Annotated in this window: 6 protein-coding genes, 2 tRNA genes and 3 rRNA genes; 6 read left to right on the plus strand and 5 right to left on the minus strand. The window is 50.8% G+C overall.

Annotation, left to right across the window (positions count from 1 at the left end; translation table 11 throughout):
* Window positions 1-256 precede the first annotated feature (256 nt).
* The 6 genes from IVG45_RS09840 to IVG45_RS09865 all read left to right on the plus strand — a co-directional run bounded on the left by IVG45_RS09840 (window position 257) and on the right by IVG45_RS09865 (window position 8,717).
* The gene (locus IVG45_RS09840) at window positions 257-1,318 is read left to right on the plus strand and encodes a gluconate 2-dehydrogenase subunit 3 family protein (protein ID WP_196437640.1); all 1,062 of its coding nucleotides are present in this window, start codon (window positions 257-259) and stop codon (window positions 1,316-1,318) included.
* 28 nt (window positions 1,319-1,346) lie between these two features.
* Window positions 1,347-3,161 (plus strand): GMC oxidoreductase, encoded by a 1,815-nt coding sequence (locus IVG45_RS09845; RefSeq protein ID WP_196437641.1) that lies wholly within the window; start codon window positions 1,347-1,349, stop codon window positions 3,159-3,161.
* Window positions 3,162-4,298: a hypothetical protein gene (locus IVG45_RS09850; protein ID WP_196437642.1), complete on the plus strand. Its 1,137-nt coding sequence runs from the start codon at window positions 3,162-3,164 to the stop codon at window positions 4,296-4,298.
* Between the two features lie 34 nt (window positions 4,299-4,332).
* Complete coding sequence (locus tag IVG45_RS09855; protein WP_196437643.1) at window positions 4,333-5,583, plus strand: cupin domain-containing protein; 1,251 nt, start codon at window positions 4,333-4,335, stop codon at window positions 5,581-5,583.
* 69 nt (window positions 5,584-5,652) lie between these two features.
* Entirely contained in the window at window positions 5,653-7,596 is a 1,944-nt protein-coding gene (locus IVG45_RS09860; protein WP_196437644.1) for an alpha-amylase domain-containing protein, read from the plus strand.
* Window positions 7,597-7,802: 206 nt separating this feature from the next.
* Window positions 7,803-8,717: a methyltransferase domain-containing protein gene (locus tag IVG45_RS09865; RefSeq protein WP_196437645.1), complete on the plus strand. Its 915-nt coding sequence runs from the start codon at window positions 7,803-7,805 to the stop codon at window positions 8,715-8,717.
* Window positions 8,718-8,830: 113 nt separating this feature from the next.
* On the opposite strand, the gene rrf is transcribed toward IVG45_RS09865, so the two are convergent.
* The 5 genes from rrf to IVG45_RS09890 all read right to left on the minus strand — a co-directional run bounded on the left by rrf (window position 8,831) and on the right by IVG45_RS09890 (window position 14,215).
* Window positions 8,831-8,946, minus strand: a 5S ribosomal RNA gene (gene rrf / locus IVG45_RS09870).
* 227 nt (window positions 8,947-9,173) lie between these two features.
* Window positions 9,174-12,069, minus strand: a 23S ribosomal RNA gene (locus tag IVG45_RS09875).
* 363 nt (window positions 12,070-12,432) lie between these two features.
* Window positions 12,433-12,508: transfer RNA gene (locus tag IVG45_RS09880), tRNA-Ala, on the minus strand.
* 36 nt (window positions 12,509-12,544) lie between these two features.
* Window positions 12,545-12,621 (minus strand) — tRNA-Ile (locus IVG45_RS09885).
* 60 nt (window positions 12,622-12,681) lie between these two features.
* Window positions 12,682-14,215, minus strand: a 16S ribosomal RNA gene (locus tag IVG45_RS09890).
* The 16S, 23S and 5S rRNA genes sit together here with 2 tRNA genes alongside, the layout of an rRNA operon.
* Window positions 14,216-14,637: the final 422 nt, after the last annotated feature.

The raw sequence follows: 14,637 nt of genomic DNA on the forward strand, positions 1-14,637 counted from the left end.
CGCGAGTCGTCCCAAATATAACCCTCCACGACTTTCTCCAAAGCAGCCTCATTCGTTTACCCCTGTGCGGTTAAAAGCCCGACAACGCAAACTGCCGCCATCACAACAAAACATCACTCAAAATTTTTTCAATTTAGCTTAATTTAATTTTATTTTCTTGACTTAGATCACAGAACAGGCTCTATAATCTAACCCAAAGAATCCGCCGCCATTTGCCGCTAGCGGCCCCTCCTTTCTATAGAACGTGGATATTGCAATGAAACCAATATCGATCAACAAAGAAAGCCAATATGTCTTCAATCACTGCACCAAGTATCTAGCCAGAAGTAACGACGATCCCCGGCATAACTTCGGCCAGTTTACCGATAATGATCCGGCTGCAAAAATCTGTGAATCCTGGCGTTTCCCGATTATCGACAGCTATAGCGATGGCATTGATTTTGAAGTGGGATACGGATTTAATGCGGTGACCTTTATTTATCCTGACTTCGACAAATCAGTCGGCAAAGTCGCTGTAATCGGCGATTTTGCCAATTTATACGAGCCGCTGCCGCTAAGCCGGGTTGGAGACAGCTGCTACCATGCCTTGACCCTGGTCATTCCGAAGGGCCGGGTGCATAACTACCAATTTCTGGTGGATGGCAACATCAGGCTGGACCCCATCAATCCGCAAACCGCCACCCTGGAAAACGGTAAGACTTGGTCGCGCTTTTTCACCGAATCCTGCACCGTCCCGCTTTCCTTCGAACGTTGGGAAATGGTATTGCTGGACCGGTTGACCGACCATATTCTGCCTTTTCGCACCGCCGAGGGCGAAAATTTTCTGACTCGCTTTTATGAGTCGCTGGATAGATCGGCCAAGAACACCCAATTTGCCCATGCTTACCGCCTTGATCAATCCGTCGGCGCCGTCAATTTTATCGACAAGCTGCTGGCCCGCTCGGAACGGCATTTTCTGGATGATTATCATATTTGCCTCGACATCATCGACAACGTACTACGCATGCGTAACCCGGTCACCGAAATTGCGGCGATGCCGAGAGACATGTTTGTCGATATTTACAACGACATGGCATCGGGCGTCGTCCCGGGCTGGAATTATGCCCGCTATTCCGACCCGCGTTTTTTTCTGAAACTATTGCGACGCCACACCCTTACCGGCGCTTTTGCCCATCCTAAATACGGCGGCAACAGCGCCGCATCCGGTTGGGCTTATCTGGCTGAACGCTACAGCGACCCCGTCACCGGCACAACGTTATTCGATTGGCGACGCGCCATTGAAAAACCGCTGGGCGACGCGCCTGATTATCACGGCTAGACTCTCAACACATCACCGAGGTGTAACGATGGAAGAAGAATTTGACGTCATCATAATCGGCAGTGGCGCGGGCGGGGCTCCGGTGGCGCACACCTTGGTCAACGCCGGCAAGTCCGTATTGATTTTGGAAAAAGGCCCATTGTTCTTAGCGCAATACCAAGACAGCTCCGGACTCTCGGATTTTAAACGGGACGAATTGTTTGCGACCGGTTCCGAAAAACGTATCACCCTTGCCGGCGTCGCCAACCAAGGCGAATCGTATTTCTCCAGCCATGTCGAACCGGACCTGAATGACGAACCGCACATCTATCAAAGCTTCGACGGTCAAGACCGGGCGACGCTAGAAGGCTATACCGCGCAGGTAGTCGGCGGCGGCACTCAGCTTTATGGCGCGGTGTCCCTGCGTTTCACCGAAACCGATTTTCGTTTGGGCAGTTTTAACCGCAACCGTGCCGATATTCTGAACGATCCCAACGACGACATCCGTCGGGAAGCGCCGGATTGGCCCATCACTTACGCTGATTTAGAGCCTTACTACACCAAAACCGAAGCTCTGATCGGCATCAACGGCACCCGGCAAAACCAGAAAAAGTTTTTCTCGGCCGATAATTATCAAACACCCTATCCGCCGAATCCAATCAGCCAATACGTGGAAATCGGCATGGATGCCCTATCGTTGCCGCGCTATCGAACTCCATTGGCCGTGATTACCCAGGATCACGCCCCCAGTGGCCGTAAGATGGAAACCCAATTATCCCAGCCCGCCAAAACCGGCTATGTCAATCGCTACGGCGATCCGATGGGCTATAAATCCAACACCTGGGTTGCGTTATTGAGCCCGATCAAAAGCAAGGACAATTTCGAAATACGCTGCAATTGCGTGGTGACTCATGTCGAGAATCAGGGCAGCCGCGTAAACCGGGTGTTGTATCGCGATCCATGCGGCGAACAGAAAGCCGTGAAAGGCAAGGTTGTGGTCATTGCCTGCTCGGCGATCGAGTCAATCCGCTTGCTAATGTTGACGGCACGCGAAAATTCGGATTTTGCCGCTCGCATCAATCCGAATGGTCTGTTGGGCAAGTATTTTTTGACCCACTGTTTTGGCGGCGCAGAAACAGTCATGCCGGAGCGGTTCGATAAGTCCATTTCTCTGGACAGTGACTGGGCCACCGATGCCTTTGCCACCGAAGAGTTCATCCTCGACCAAGGCTTATGGGCCGGCGGCGCGGTGTATAACAATACCTCCGACCAAGCCCTGCCGATTTCCCTGGCGCGCACCCACGGCAGTCAGGATATCGATACTATCTGGAAAGCATTTGTCGAAGATACTCGGTTGACCGGTGCCGAAATGATGAAATTTTTTGACACTGATTTTGGCACTCGTTTATCGGTCAGTTTCATGGCCAATCAGGTGCCGTTAATAACCAATCGAATCGAACTGCATCCTAGCGTGGTCGACAAATGGAATCGGCCCTGTGCCCATATCATCAAGGACTGGCATGTGCATGATAAATACATGATGGATACCTTGGCCGAGCAATGCCGAAAAATACTGGCCTTCGGCGGCGATAACGGCATGGGTAATTACAAGGTCGAAGGATTCGGCGGCGTCTACATGGCCGAAAACGCCCGCGCCCGCATCGCCAATCACATCCTTGGCGGCGCGCGTTTCGGCACCTCGCAGGCCAATTCGGTGCTGGATCCGGATTGCCGGGCCTGGGGATTCGACAATCTGTATGTCACGGACGGCTCGTTCATGCCGACTTCGGGCAGCGCAAATCCGACTCATACTATTCAGGCCAACGCTTTCCGCGTGGCGGATAAAATTCTTGAGGTGATCTAAATGGATTCCCGATTCAATAAAATTTTTACCGATCCTGAAAACAGCATTTTTAGGGTCGTATTTTTTCCCGATCGTATCTACCATGCCCAATACCTGAATGCCACCCGCAGCCTGCGTTATCGCTATAACGTCCAGGAAGTGCGTAGCGTTGTGGATATCACGATTTTGAAGGGCGAAGTATATTTTGACGGTCTGTTTTATAGTAATTTTTTACGAATCGAGTACCGAGGCAGTCGCCTGGTCGAGTTGGCCAGGGAAAACAACCGCTTCCTACGCGATGAATTATTGGCATTCGTCCGGCTATTGCCAACTGACGCCGGCTTGAATGCGGAAGCGACGGTGAAGCTGCATTACTGTCCTTGGATAGCTGCCTATCAAGCAGAAATCTGGCAAACTCTGGAAGCGCCGGAAAACAACCAACATGATTTTCAAATATTGGATTTGATGGGAAAAAACAAAGACATCACCCGGATTTCGGCATTCAACCCGGCATTGGAGGACATCAAAGGATTGAAGCGCATCGAAATCGCCTTCCGCGAGAACGACAGAGACTTACCGTTCGGCTACCCGATCAACAACCCGGTTTGGGACAACAATTACCAACGATCCCATCAGCAACCGAACGTCACGACTCCCAGCAGTGATGCCAATACGGTCAGCGACATGAATTATTTAATCGATTTCCAACGCGGCTGGTTCCTGCAAGCGGACGACGTAGCCCCGGTGCGCTACCGTAATGCATTGATGGAGGAGGATAATCCGGATCGTGCCAATGACAACATCATCGAAATGCGCTGGATATTGCAACGGGAGTTAGGCGGAAATCTGGTATTTTTCCACGAAGTCACCATTCCGCCCGGCAAAACCGAAGGGACTCACCAACATATTGGCAGCGAGGAACTCTACTACATCGTATCCGGTGAAGGCATAGCCTACATGGGCGAAAATGACGACCCGGCCCTGACGAATTTACCGACAGTGGAGCGCTCGATATTCGGACTGGACAAGCGGAACTGTAAAGAAATTCAGATCAAACCCGGCAGCGTGATTTTCACCAAAAGCGGCGGCATCCACGGCATCCGCAATCCGGGTAGCAAACCGCTTAAATTTGTCGCTTTTCTTTACCAAAGCAGCTAAGCCAACACACCTACCCTAACGCGGATCACCGACCATGCAAATTCTTCATACAGACAGCATATTCCAAGTCCCTCCCGGCACCAGCCCCGACTACAATCGCGGCAATTCGCTGCTGAAATTGATGGGCTTAATGGAAAGAACGCAATTGGCGGCGGAACGAGAGTTCTATCTGACCGAACATTTGCAATACTTATTTCCCTACGACTTCCTGGAACTCTATGGTCCGGCCGGTTCGGACGGCAATATAACCGCTCCGGAACAGCAAGATAATAAGGAAGACTTCCAAAAACAAAATATTCGCGATTTTCGCGCCACCGATACCTCGCTGCTCAGAGGCTGGGTTGCCGTCGGCGATACCGTCATTCCCTTCGTTCGTATCAGTTACCGCAGCGGTCCCGATTCGCTGCTGTCGCAAGCAGCCAATCATAACCTCGGCGCCAATATCAAGCTGTACCTGCGCGTTGGCAATCTCCAGACCAGCCAATACATTGTGGTTCCCTATAACGAAGTAAGCGACTCCTACGCAGTTGAATTATGGGGCTTTTCCGGACCCAATTTGCGGAACTTGTTGGACGCAAAGGGAAGGGACGCGTTCGACCGCGGCGAATTGATAGCCCGTGGCGATTTAATCAAGGGAACGCTGGCCGACTTTAACCGGAATGGCCTGGATAACCGGAATATGTTCGATGTCAGCCCCGACAATTCCATGCATCCGATCAAACCCTTGCATCTCGAACTGGCATGGACCAGCAACGACGAAAGCGCATGGGACTCAAAATCCGGGGCCAATTATCAATACGAATTCAGCATGATTCTGCGCGGCTGGGACAACTTTTTAGGAGTCGGCATCAGCCCGAATCCGCATGGTGGAGTCGGTTTTCTGGAATTTAGGAACTTGCTGTCGAACTATTTCGCTTATTCAAACAGCAGGGAATTGGAACGAAAGCTTGAACCCTGGAACTTCGACGCGCACGGGCGTAAGGACCACAACAATATCACCGAAAAATTCATGGCGGTTGATTACATGGACCTACATATCATGAAACCCAATTGCGGGATTGGCTTACATCGGCACCGGGATAATCAGGAAATCTTCCTAATGATGGAAGGTTCCGGCTTTATGGTCGTCGGCGACTGGGCCAAACCGGACAACCGGGAACGTTGTTTTGAAATCAGAACCCTTAGGGCCGGCCATTTTGCCATGTTGAAAGGCGGCAATTTACACGGTTTGATGAACCCGAGCGATGAAGATCTTTCGTTATTCATGTTCGGGGGTTATGACTAGCCAATCGCGGCTAGCTCGTCCCCTATCCTCCCTTTTGCCATGGCACGAGGGACTGAAATGGAGAATATCATGCAAAAATCAATTTATTTTTGGTTGCTCGGACTCCTTTTCATCAGTCACGGCGTCCTAGCCAACCCTTGGAATGGCAAGGTGGTGTTCCAGGGCTTTTGGTGGGGGGCCGAGAATCAAAACTACCCTCAGGATTGGTACACCTACCTGGCCAAACTCGCCCCCCGCTTACGCGATATGGGCTTTGACGGTATCTGGATTCCGTCGCCCAGCAAAGGCTGGCAAGGCAGTAATGATATGGGCTATGGCATCTACGATCATTACGATCTGGGCGACAAGAATCAAAAAAACACGGTCGCCACCCGTTTTGGCAGTAAAGACAGTTTGCTACGCTTTATTGCCGTCGCTCATGCAAACGGCCTGGATGTCTATCCCGACGTTGTGCTGAACCATGTCATCGGCGGAGACTTTGACACCAATGCCCCCGGCGATAAATATAAAAAATTTCGCTTAGTCGGCTATGCGGGCCAGCAAAGCGGACGCTGGCCCAAGGACCATTGGAATTTCCATCCCAATCCCGATCACGACTGTAACAGTGGCGACATTTGCGGCACCTTGCTCGGTGCGGACATCTGTTTTCTTGGCAACCAACAGGGTGGCGGCGGCAACGGTCAATATATGCTGGATAAAGCCAGGGAATGGCTAGTTTGGTTCAAAAAACAGACGGATGCCGACGGATTCCGCCTGGATGCCGTCAAGCATTTTCCGGCCTTTGTGGTCGAGGATGTCCTTTATAACGCCATGGGGCCAGGCAACAACTATTTCTGTGCCGGTGAGTTTGTTTCGGGCGCCAACCAACTGGATCAATGGGCCGACGCTACCCAAAACCGATGCGGCACCTTCGACTTTTCCTTACGCAACGGTCTGGCGGCCATGGTCGATGGCGGCGGTTTTTTTGATATGAGTTCCCTACCCGATATGCAGCAAAAAAACCGTTTAAAAACCTCGCCTTTCCTGAATAATCATGACACCTGGAAGGGCGCGTTCTGGGATTCGGCCACCACTTCGTCCACTCAACATGATGACAGAAGCGGCGATTGGCGCCAAAGCAACGATGAAATTTTACCGACTATCGACCCGGACAACCCGAGGTCGCAAATCGCCTATGCCGCTGCGTTTTCAGTAGACGGCAGTCCAACCGTCTATTTCGAGGACTTGTTCGTCAATTACGGCCCCAATCGTTTCAAAGCCGACCCTGCGGCGATAGCAGCACGCGATTATCTGGTCAACATCATCTGGGCGCATCAAAAACTGGATTTTAAAGACGCCGCCTACAAGGTCCGCTATCGCAACTCGGCGGACTTGCTGGTGATCGAGCGCAGTGGCAAGGCCTTGATAGGCTTAAACGACAGCGGCACCGAGACGCTAAACGCCTGGGTGCAAACGGATTTCGGCACACAAGTTACCCTGCATAATTACACTGCTTCCGACAGTGGCGACCTCCGCACCAACCAGGATGGCTGGGTTCAAGTCAGTGTTCCGCCGATGAGCTACGCCATTTGGGCGCCAACCGGTGTTGTAGGCGGCTTTGCTCCAGCCTCGCGCCGAACTACGCAGGAATTCCAAATGGATGATGATTTGGGCGATTCCAGCCCGAATTCACCCGGTTATGGCGGAAAATTATGCAGCGGTGGTTTGCGTACTGGTGGCGCGGTATGGGCCGCGGCAAATACTAATATTAAGGTAGAGCTATATACAGAGAGCCAACAAAATGCCGAAATTTCTGTCTTCCTACCCGACAATAACGGTCAACCACAAACCACTCAAGGCAGCCAAACCCAGCAAGGCAATGCCACCAATTCCAGCCCGTTAACGTTGGCATTTAATACGGATCGCGAGGGCTATCACCGAATATCTGCCCACTTAAGTGGGAGCAATTCAGCCTGCGTGAAGGGATTTTTAAAAGTCAACTATCAAGCCCCCTCCACCTCGGATAAGTTTTGATTACCAGCCCAAACCCTTTTCTTAAGCCGCGCCGAGATTGTGAATTAACGACGTATATCCCCAAATTCGGCAACTGAACAGGCTGTTCGCTTAATACGCCCGTATGAAGCGAACAACCAAACTGGCTTATAATGTCACGCTTGCCGACTAACCGGCTTATTTAATAACGGTCTCGTTACCCCCATGCCAATTTCAAACCCCAACCAATGTATACCGTAGAACCCAATCAGGATTATCGCGATCAAAGCCTGCGCCACAATACCGAACTTTCCAGAGAAGAACTCAAGTCCGATGCCACCAAACATTATGATGAGTGCTATCGGGACTATCTGTTCGCCTGGTGCAACCGGGACAATTTAGCGCTGCATTATGGTTATTGGGATGAAACCAAACCTTACGACCAGCATCGGGCCTTATTGAACAAAAACCAGGTTTTATATGAAAAAGCCGGCATTCAACCCGGCGATAAAGTCTTGGATGCGGGTTGCGGTATTGGCGGCAGCAGCATCTGGATGGCCAAACACTATCATAATCAAGTGACCGGCATCACCATCAGCGCCAAGCAAGCCGACTATGCCGGCCAGCATGCGCGCAGGCATGGAGTTTCGGAATTGGTCAACTTTGAAGTGGCCGATTTTTGCCAAACACCTTTTGCCGATGAAAGTTTCGATGCCGTCTGGGCCTTGGAAAGCTCGTGCCACGCCTTGAATAAAGCCGACTTTTTACGGGAAGCCTGGCGGGTATTGAAAACGGGTGGGCGTTTGGTTGTATGTGACGGATTTTTACTGCAACGCCAGTTTAACGAACAACAATGGCGAGCCGTGGTAACCTGTTTGAATGGTTGGGCGGTACCTAACCTGTGTTCGCGAGATGAATTTACCCAACTTCTGCAGACACAAGCTTTTCAATCGATTCAATGCCACGACATCACCGATCAGACTCTGCCGTCCGCCGATTATATGTACAAAGTCGCCAAACGCTTACAGCCTGTGCAGAAATTCAGCCAGTGGCTAGGATTGCGTACCCAGGCGCAAACTGCTAACTATCTGGTTGGATTGGCACAGCATCAATTATTCAGTGAAAAATTGACCGAATATTTGATATTCACCGCGCGGAAGTAATACTCAAAATACCCCGCGCGCCCTTAAGCTGCGGGGTATTTTTTAATGCTTCCAACCGGACCGAGCGGGCAAAAAAAAGCCCATCATGAGTAGATGGGCTTTTAAATTTAAGAGCTTGGCGATGTCCTACTTTCACATGGCAACCTGCCACACTATCATCGGCGCTAAGCGGTTTCACTTCCGAGTTCGGGATGGGATCGGGTGGTTCACGCTCGCTATGTTCACCAAGCAAACTGGTTTGGCTGGATCTATTATCCAACCGTCATGCACAGGTTAGGTTCATGGCCTCATTGGGCTTTGTTCCCTTAGGCTTTTCTCTCGCGTGCTCACTTTTGATGGGTGTTCACCGCGGCTTTTGCCTTGACCTGTTTTTCATGGAAATCTGTATCGAGTTTTTCGTTCTCAGTTGCTTATCAGCTATTGTCGTCTGACCTACCCAAACGCATTGGGTGTTATATGGTCAAGCCTCACGGGCAATTAGTACACGTTAGCTACGCCCATTACTGGACTTCCACACCGTGCCTATCAACGTCGTAGTCTCCGACGGCCCTTCAGGGGACTTATAGTCCCAGTGAGATCTCATCTTGGGAGGGGCTTCCCGCTTAGATGCTTTCAGCGGTTATCCTGTCCGAACGTGGCTACCCAGCAATGCCCTTGGCAGGACAACTGGAACACCAGAGGTTCGTCCACTTCGGTCCTCTCGTACTAGAAGCAGCTTCCCTCAAATCTCAAACGCCCACGGCAGATAGGGACCGAACTGTCTCACGACGTTCTGAACCCAGCTCGCGTACCACTTTAAATGGCGAACAGCCATACCCTTGGGACCTGCTTCAGCCCCAGGATGTGATGAGCCGACATCGAGGTGCCAAACACCGCCGTCGATATGAACTCTTGGGCGGTATCAGCCTGTTATCCCCGGCGTACCTTTTATCCGTTGAGCGATGGCCCTTCCATACAGAACCACCGGATCACTAAGACCTACTTTCGTACCTGCTCGACTTGTCCGTCTCGCAGTCAAGCACCCTTATGCCTTTGCACTCATTGCCTGATTTCCGACCAGGCTGAGGGTACCTTCGTGCTCCTCCGTTACTCTTTGGGAGGAGACCGCCCCAGTCAAACTACCCACCAGACACTGTCCCTAATCCAGATAATGGATCGAGGTTAGAACTCCAAACATACCAGGGTGGTATTTCAAGGTTGGCTCCACAAGAACTGGCGTTCCTGCTTCAAAGCCTCCCACCTATCCTACACAAGTAGGTTCAAAGTCCAGTGTCAAGCTATAGTAAAGGTGCACGGGGTCTTTCCGTCTAGCCGCGGGTACACTGCATCTTCACAGCGATTTCAATTTCACTGAGTCCCAGGTGGAGACAGTGTGGCCATCGTTACGCCATTCGTGCAGGTCGGAACTTACCCGACAAGGAATTTCGCTACCTTAGGACCGTTATAGTTACGGCCGCCGTTTACTGGGGCTTCGATCAAGAGCTTCTCCGAAGATAACCCCATCAATTAACCTTCCAGCACCGGGCAGGCGTCACACCCTATACGTCCACTTTCGTGTTTGCAGAGTGCTATGTTTTTGCTAAACAGTCGCAGCCACCGATTTTTTGCAACCCCCTTCCGCTCCGTGAGCAAGTCACTTCACGACATGAGGGCATACCTTCTCCCGAAGTTACGGTATCATTTTGCCTAGTTCCTTCACCTGGGTTCTCTCAAGCGCCTTAGAATTTTCATCCCACCCACCTGTGTCGGTTTAGGGTACGGCCACTTGTAACCTGAAGCTTAGAGGTTTTTCTTGGAAGCAGGGCATCTATCACTTCGCTGTTCCGAAGAACAGCTCGTCATCACGCCTCAGCATAGAGACTCCCGGATTTGCCTAAGAGTCATGCCTACACGCTTAAACTGCCACTTCCAACCGACAGCTGATATAGCCTTCTCCGTCACCCCATCGCAGTTACAACTGGTACAGGAATATTAACCTGTTTTCCATCGACTACGCCTTTCGGCCTCGCCTTAGGTGCCGACTAACCCTGCGTCGATTAACGTTGCGCAGGAAACCTTGGGTTTACGGCGAGAGGGTTTTTCACCCTCTTTATCGTTACTTATGTCAGCATTCGCACTTCTGATACCTCCAGCCAACTTCTCAATTGACCTTCGCAGGCGTACAGAACGCTCCTCTACCACTCACGCTTAACGCGTAAATCCGTAGCTTCGGTACTATGCTTAGCCCCGGTAAATCTTCCGCGCAGACCGACTCGACCAGTGAGCTATTACGCTTTCTTTAAAGGATGGCTGCTTCTAAGCCAACCTCCTGGCTGTCTGTGCCTTTCCACATCGTTTCCCACTGAGCATAGATTTGGGGACCTTAGCTGACGGTCTGGGCTGTTTCCCTTTTCACGACGGACCTTATCACCCGCCGTGTGTCTCCCGTGCTTGCACTTGCTGGTATTCGGAGTTTGCATCGGGTTGGTAAGTCGGGATGACCCCCTAGCCGAAACAGTGCTCTACCCCCAGCAGTGATACACGAGGCGCTACCTAAATAGCTTTCGAGGAGAACCAGCTATCTCCGAGCTTGATTAGCCTTTCACTCCGATCCACAGCTCATCCCCGTCTTTTTCAACAGACGTGGGTTCGGCCCTCCAGTTAGTATTACCCAACCTTCAGCCTGGCCATGGATAGATCGCCCGGTTTCGGGTCTACACCTTGCGACTAAACGCCCTATTAAGACTCGCTTTCGCTACGCCTCCCCTATTCGGTTAAGCTTGCCACAAAATGTAAGTCGCTGACCCATTATACAAAAGGTACGCAGTCACCCCACGAAGGGGCTCCCACTGCTTGTACGCATACGGTTTCAGGTTCTATTTCACTCCGCTCTCCGCGGTTCTTTTCGCCTTTCCCTCACGGTACTGGTTCACTATCGGTCAGTAAGGAGTATTTAGCCTTGGAGGATGGTCCCCCCATATTCAGTCAAAGTTTCACGTGCTCCGACCTACTCGATTTCACTAAAGAGACATTTTCGTGTACGGGGCTATCACCCTGTATCGCCGGACTTTCCAGACCGTTCCACTAACATTTCTCTAGCTTAAGGGCTAGTCCCCGTTCGCTCGCCACTACTTAGGGAATCTCGGTTGATTTCTTTTCCTCCGGGTACTTAGATGTTTCAGTTCTCCGGGTTCGCTTCAGTGAGCTATGTATTCACTCAAAGATGACGCGCTTATGCGCGCCGGGTTTCCCCATTCAGACATCTCCGGATCAAAGGTTGTTTGCCACCTCCCCGAAGCTTATCGCAGGCTACCACGTCTTTCATCGCCTCTTACTGCCTAGGCATCCACCGTATGCGCTTATTCACTTGACCATATAACCCGAATACGTCTGCTGTCACTCGGCTTTGGATTTTCATCTTTGGCTTCGTTAGGCTTACTTATCTAAGTTATTTGTCAGCTGACATGTTCGCTGATGTTTTGCTTGAGAACGCTTTGCCGTTTGTTTTTTAGCGCTTGTTTTGCAACAATTGCCACCACAAACTGCAACTCGTTTTAATCGCGATCTTGGCAGATCGTGATTTTTGTTACAGATTTCCACATTGTTAAAGAGCTATTGATACGAATACCAATGCTATGCAGTCTTTATCGGATCGATAAAACCGCATAGCGCTGATGTTCCTACAAGCTTCAAACCGACAACACCTTTTACTCTCACCTCGCCACATCATGACAAATGGTGGAGCCAGGGAGGATCGAACTCCCGACCTCCTGCGTGCAAGGCAGGCGCTCTCCCAGCTGAGCTATGGCCCCTAATCAGATCAAAGACGATTGCCTTTTTTCGTTAGTTGGTGGGTCTGGGAGGAGTTGAACCTCCGACCTCACCCTTATCAGGGGTGCGCTCTAACCAACTGAGCTACAGACCCAGGTGTGTCTTTCAATCGAAATAATTTGTTGTGAGTACGTGAATCGGTGTTCCGTCTTTGTAAGGAGGTGATCCAGCCCCAGGTTCCCCTAGGGCTACCTTGTTACGACTTCACCCCAGTCATGAATCACAAAGTGGTAAGCGCCCTCCCGAAGGTTAAACTACCTACTTCTTTTGCAACCCACTCCCATGGTGTGACGGGCGGTGTGTACAAGGCCCGGGAACGTATTCACCGCGGCATTCTGATCCGCGATTACTAGCGATTCCGACTTCATGCAGTCGAGTTGCAGACTGCAATCCGGACTAAGATCGGCTTTTTGGGATTTGCTTACTCTCGCGAGTTCGCTGCCCTCTGTACCGACCATTGTAGCACGTGTGTAGCCCTACCCATAAGGGCCATGATGACTTGACGTCGTCCCCACCTTCCTCCGGTTTATCACCGGCAGTCTCCCTAGAGTTCCCGGCATGACCCGCTGGCAACTAAGGATAAGGGTTGCGCTCGTTACGGGACTTAACCCAACATCTCACGACACGAGCTGACGACAGCCATGCAGCACCTGTCTCAGAGTTCCCGAAGGCACTCCACTATCTCTAACAGATTCTCTGGATGTCAAGGGTAGGTAAGGTTCTTCGCGTTGCATCGAATTAAACCACATGCTCCACCGCTTGTGCGGGCCCCCGTCAATTCATTTGAGTTTTAGCCTTGCGGCCGTACTCCCCAGGCGGTCAACTTAATACGTTAGCTCCACCACTAAGTTCTTTAAGAACCCAACGGTTAGTTGACATCGTTTACGGCGTGGACTACCAGGGTATCTAATCCTGTTTGCTACCCACGCTTTCGTACCTCAGCGTCAGTTTTAGTCCAGGGAGCCGCCTTCGCCACTGGTGTTCCTTCAGATCTCTACGCATTTCACCGCTACACCTGAAATTCCACTCCCCTCTACTAAACTCTAGTTGCCCAGTATCAAATGCAGTTCCCAGGTTAAGCCCGGGGCTTTCACATCTGACTTAAACAACCGCCTACGCACGCTTTACGCCCAGTAATTCCGATTAACGCTTGCACCCTCCGTATTACCGCGGCTGCTGGCACGGAGTTAGCCGGTGCTTCTTGTATAGGTAATGTCAGTCTACCGGGTATTAGCCGATAGGTATTCCTTCCTATTGAAAGTGCTTTACAACCCTCAGGCCTTCTTCACACACGCGGTATTGCTGGATCAGGCTTTCGCCCATTGTCCAATATTCCCCACTGCTGCCTCCCGTAGGAGTCTGGGCCGTGTCTCAGTCCCAGTGTGGCTGATCATCCTCTCAGACCAGCTATGGATCGTCGCCTTGGTAGGCCTTTACCCTACCAACTAGCTAATCCAACATAGGCTCATCTATTAGCGCAAGGCCCGAAGGTCCCCTGCTTTCACCCGTAGGTCGTATGCGGTATTAGCGTGAGTTTCCCCACGTTATCCCCCACTAATAGGCAGATTCCTATGCATTACTCACCCGTCCGCCACTCGTCAGCGCCCGAAGGCCTGCTACCGTTCGACTTGCATGTGTTAAGCATACCGCCAGCGTTCAATCTGAGCCATGATCAAACTCTTCAGTTTAATTTTAACTTGATACTAAATAAGATTAGTATCCAATCTTGGCTCGACTGCAGAACATCTCTTCTTGCGAATTGACGTGGATTCTGTGTCGACTATTTCTGACAGAAACAGGTCGATCCACATACCCACACAAATTATTTCGATTTAAGTTTTTAAAGAGCCAGGACGTTTCGTCCTGTTGAGCCGATGCATTATACAGCGATTTAAATCGTTGTCAAATTTATTTTTTCAGGTCTTTCGCAAAAACCAACAACCCAAAAATAAAACATAAACCCAACACTAAAAAACACTTACCGCATCAACCAGGGCGCCTTCAACTTCGTTTCCCGTCAACCCTGATGAGCCGCCCATTTTACATCGTTTTTCCTACTCGTCAAGCAATTATTTCAATTTTATTACAAAACAAACTTGTCATGGAGTCT

Origin of the sequence: Methylomonas sp. LL1 (assembly GCF_015711015.1) — a bacterium.
Lineage (GTDB): Bacteria > Pseudomonadota > Gammaproteobacteria > Methylococcales > Methylomonadaceae > Methylomonas.

What these genes read in the sequence shown, in the direction of transcription:
- IVG45_RS09860 (WP_196437644.1), top strand. Translation starts at nt 5,653, where the DNA reads ATGCAAAAATCAATTTATTTTTGGTTGCTCGGACTCCTTTTCATCAGT.
- IVG45_RS09840 (WP_196437640.1), top strand. Translation starts at nt 257, where the DNA reads ATGAAACCAATATCGATCAACAAAGAAAGCCAATATGTCTTCAATCAC.
- IVG45_RS09850 (WP_196437642.1), top strand. Translation starts at nt 3,162, where the DNA reads ATGGATTCCCGATTCAATAAAATTTTTACCGATCCTGAAAACAGCATT.
- IVG45_RS09855 (WP_196437643.1), top strand. Translation starts at nt 4,333, where the DNA reads ATGCAAATTCTTCATACAGACAGCATATTCCAAGTCCCTCCCGGCACC.
- IVG45_RS09845 (WP_196437641.1), top strand. Translation starts at nt 1,347, where the DNA reads ATGGAAGAAGAATTTGACGTCATCATAATCGGCAGTGGCGCGGGCGGG.
- IVG45_RS09865 (WP_196437645.1), top strand. Translation starts at nt 7,803, where the DNA reads ATGTATACCGTAGAACCCAATCAGGATTATCGCGATCAAAGCCTGCGC.